The 3757-nt window shown below is 75.9% G+C and carries 3 protein-coding genes; all 3 read left to right on the top strand.

Annotation, left to right across the window (positions count from 1 at the left end; all coding sequences use genetic code 11):
• Positions 1-1252 (top strand): amino acid adenylation domain-containing protein (locus tag ACSNOD_RS29525; protein WP_436770145.1); only part of this gene is annotated, 1252 nt, incomplete at its 5' end.
• Between the two features lie 76 nt (positions 1253-1328).
• Positions 1329-2708, top strand: coding sequence for an aldehyde dehydrogenase family protein (locus ACSNOD_RS29520; protein ID WP_436770144.1), 1380 nt, complete (start codon positions 1329-1331; stop codon positions 2706-2708).
• Between the two features lie 74 nt (positions 2709-2782).
• Positions 2783-3733, top strand: a complete 951-nt coding sequence (gene nudC / locus ACSNOD_RS29515) for an NAD(+) diphosphatase (RefSeq protein ID WP_436770143.1) — start codon at positions 2783-2785, stop codon at positions 3731-3733.
• Positions 3734-3757: the final 24 nt, after the last annotated feature.

Below are 3757 nucleotides of genomic sequence, written 5' to 3'. Positions count from 1 at the left end.
GACGTCCGGCACCGGCGCGGCGCGCCCGCCGGAGGGCCTCTTCCCGCCGGGCACCGACCTCCTGCCCCTGGAGGACATCCCCCGGTACGGCGTTCCCCCGTACAGCGCTCCCCCGTACGGCGTTCCCTCGAACGGTCCCGCGCCCGCTTCCCACGCCTCCTTCCGCCCGCCGACGGTCACCCCCGGCCACGTGGCCTACGTCATCTACACCTCGGGGTCCACCGGCCGCCCCAAGGGCGTGCAGGTGGAGCACGGTGCGCTGGCGCACCTGCTGGCCGGCCTGGAGGCGGCCGGCGCGATCCGGCCGGGGGCGGCCCGGATCGGCTGGTCCGCCAGCCCCTCCTTCGACGCCTCGATCCAGCAGTGGGCCCGCGTCTGCCGCGGCGACACGGTGGTGGTCGTCGACGACCTGGCGCGCCGGGTGCCCCAGCGGCTGGTGGCGGCCGTCACCGGCGCCCGCCTCACCGACCTGGACATCACGCCCGGCCTGGCCGAGCTGGTGGTCGGCCGGCTGGCCGCCGCGCTGCCGGTCGGCTCCGGGCTGCGCCTGTGGGTCGGCGGCGAGTCCGTCTCCCCCCGGCTGTGGCGCACGCTCGCCGAGCACTCCGCGGCGGGCCTGCTGGACGCGGTCAACGTGTACGGGACCACCGAGACCACCGTGGACAACACCTGGGCGCCGATCGAGGGCGACACGCCGCACCTGGGGGCGCCGCTGCCCGGCCAGCGCATCCACCTGCTGGACGACCGGCTGCGCCCGGTGCCGGCCGGTGAACCGGGCGAACTGTACGTCGCGGGGCCCACGCTCGCCCGCGGTTACCTGGGCCGTCCGCGGCTGACGGCCGCGCGTTTCCTCGCCGACCCCTGGGCCGCGGACGGCTCGCGGATGTACCGCACCGGGGACCGCGCCCGCCGGACACCGGACGGCAGACTGGAGTTCCTGGGCCGCGCCGACGACCAGGTCAAGGTGCGAGGACACCGCGTGGAGCCGGGCGAGGTCGAGGCGGCGCTGGCCGACTGCCCGGGTGTGCTGGAGTGCGTGGTGGTGCCCCGCGTCCAGGGCGGGGTCGGTGTGCTGGCGGCGTGTCTGCGGACGTCGCCGGACACGCGCGTGGAGCAGGTGCGCGCGCACGCGGCACGGCGGCTCCCGGAGTGGATGCGCCCCTCCGTCTACGAGATCGTCGCGGCCATGCCGTTGACCCCCTCGGGGAAGGTCGACCGGGCAGCGCTCGCCTCCGGGGAGTCGAGCCACTGAGCGGTGAACCGCGCGGTGCCACGGCCGCCCCCTTCCCTTTTCGCTTCCGCTTTCTCTCTGCATGGGAATGCCTCACATGTCTGACGCCGACGTACCGGAGACCTCCGACCGCCCCTCACCGGTGACCCTGCGGGACCCTCGCGACGGAACCCCCAGGTCCCATACGGTTCCCGCACGCGACGACGAGGTCCGCGAGGCCGTCGCCGACGCCCGCCGGGCCCAGAAGGGCTGGGCGGCCCTCACCCCCGCGGAGCGCGGTGACCGGCTGTTGCGCCTGGCGGACGCCGTCGAGGCGACGGCGGCGAAGTACGTCGACGCGGAGCGGGCGGGGACCGGCAAGCCGGAGGAGGAGGCGCGCGCGGAGGTCCGCAACGCCACCGACCTCCTGCGCTTCTACGCCGGCGCGGGACGCACCGGCCTGGCTCCGGCCGGCGGCCGGTACCTGACCGGGCACGAGAGCTGGGTGCGCTGGGAGCCCCTGGGCACGGTCGCCGCGATCGTGCCCTGGAACTACCCGCTCATGATGGCGGCCTGGCGGCTGGGCCCCGCCCTGGCGGCGGGCAACTCCGTGGTGCTCAAGCCCGCGCTCACCACCCCCGACACGGCCCAGCTGCTCGCGGCCGACGCCCAGGAGATCCTCGGCCCGGGCGTGGTGCGGACCGTGACCGGGGACCGGGAGACCGGGCGGCTGCTGGCGCGGAGCGCGGTGGACGCGGTGGCGTTCACCGGCAGTGTGGCCGGTGGCCTGGACGTGGCCGCCGGGGCCGGACTCCGCCGACTCAGCCTGGAGCTGGGCGGCAACTGCCCGGTCGTGGTCCTGCCGGACGCGCCCGCGGACAGCTGCCAGGAGATCGTACGCGCCTGCGTCTACAACGCCGGGCAGAGCTGTGCGGCCCCGGCGCGGGTGATCACCCTGCGCGAGAACTACCACCGGGTCATGGAGGGCCTGGCCGACGCCATGGACAACCAGCGGGCCGGCGCCGACTTCGGCCCGCTGAACAATTCCGACCAACTGGCCCGCTACGACCGCATCCTGCGGTCCTCCAGTGCCGCTTTCGTGCACACCGCGCCGATGGCCCCGCAGGCCGAGCCGACGGGGTACTGGCGGGCGGGCACCGTACTGGCCTACCTGGAGGACGACGACCCGGCGGTGCGGGAGGAGGTCTTCGGGCCCTGCCTGACCGTGCAGTGCGCCGACTCCGTGGAACACGCGGTCGCGCTGGCCAACAGCACACCGATGGCGCTGGCCGCCAGCGTCTGGGGTGGCGACGCGTCCCGGCTGCTCACGGTGGCCCAGGCCCTGGACGCGGGCGAGGTCTGGGTCAACTGCCATCTGCGGCAGACCGCCGAGCTGCCCCACGGCGGGCGCCGCGGATCGGGGCACGGCACCGACCTCAGCACGCTCGCCCTGCACGAGTACCAGCGCCCCAAGACCGTCACCGTGAGGCTCTCGTGAATCGCCGGCCGCCCACAACGCCCGGCGCCGTGGGCCCGCTTCTCCCGGACCCGCTTCTCGCGGACTCGCTTCTCATGGGCCCGGACGCGGAGCTGCACGCGCACCCGGACGCAGAGCCGCTGGACCGCGCCACCGAACGGCGGGCGGACGGCGCGTGGCTCCGCCGCGCCTGGCAGTGCGACGGCACCCGCGTGCTGCCGCTGTCCGGCGGACGGACCTACGTCACCCGGGGGGCCGGCGGCGGCTCACGGCTGGCTCTGGTCCGCCCGCGGGACTGTCCAGCGGGCGGGGAGCGGTACCTCCTGGGCACCGACCGAGCCGGCACGGTGTACTTCGCGTACGCCGCCGATCGGCTGCCCGAGGCGCCCGTCGGCGCACCGCGGGTCGCGTGCCTGGACACCGTGGCCCACCCGCTGAGCGCCCGGGACCACGGCATGCTGACCCACGCCACCGCTCTGGAGAACTGGCACCGCTCGCACGGCTTCTGCTGCCGCTGCGGAGGGCGCACCGCACCGGAGCTCGGCGGTCACCTGCGGCGCTGCACAGCGTGTGGCACCGAGCACCACCCGCGCACCGACCCCGCCGTGCTCGTCCTGGTCGTCGACGGGCAGGACCGGTGCCTGCTCGGCAGCCGTACCCGCTGGCCCGGGCACCAGTACTCGGTCTTCGCCGGGTACGTCGAGCCCGGGGAGACGGCGGAGGCCGCAGCGCGGCGCGAGGCCGCGGAGGAGGCGGGCGTGGCCGTCGGCGAGGTGCGCTGCGTGGAGACCGAGTCGCACCCGTTCCCCGGCAGCCTGATGCTGGGCTACCGGGCGCGCGTCGACTCGTCCGCCGCGCGGGCCGACGGGCGCGAGATCGCGGCGGTCCGCTGGTTCACCCGGGAGGCGCTGGCGGAGGCCGTCCGTGCCGGGCGGGTGGCGCTGCCCGATCGGCGCTACCTCGCCCGGCGGCTGATCGAGGAGTGGTACGGGGGCCGGCTCGACCCTGGGCCGGAGGCCGCGGGCCGCCTTCGGTGGATCGACTGAGACACGACCGTGCCGCCACGCCGT

Origin of the sequence: Streptomyces sp. URMC 123 (assembly GCF_051386515.1) — a bacterium.
Lineage (GTDB): Bacteria > Actinomycetota > Actinomycetes > Streptomycetales > Streptomycetaceae > Streptomyces.
The sequence above is the reverse complement of the archived record's forward strand: the minus strand, read 5'-3'. Positions and strand labels throughout refer to the sequence as shown.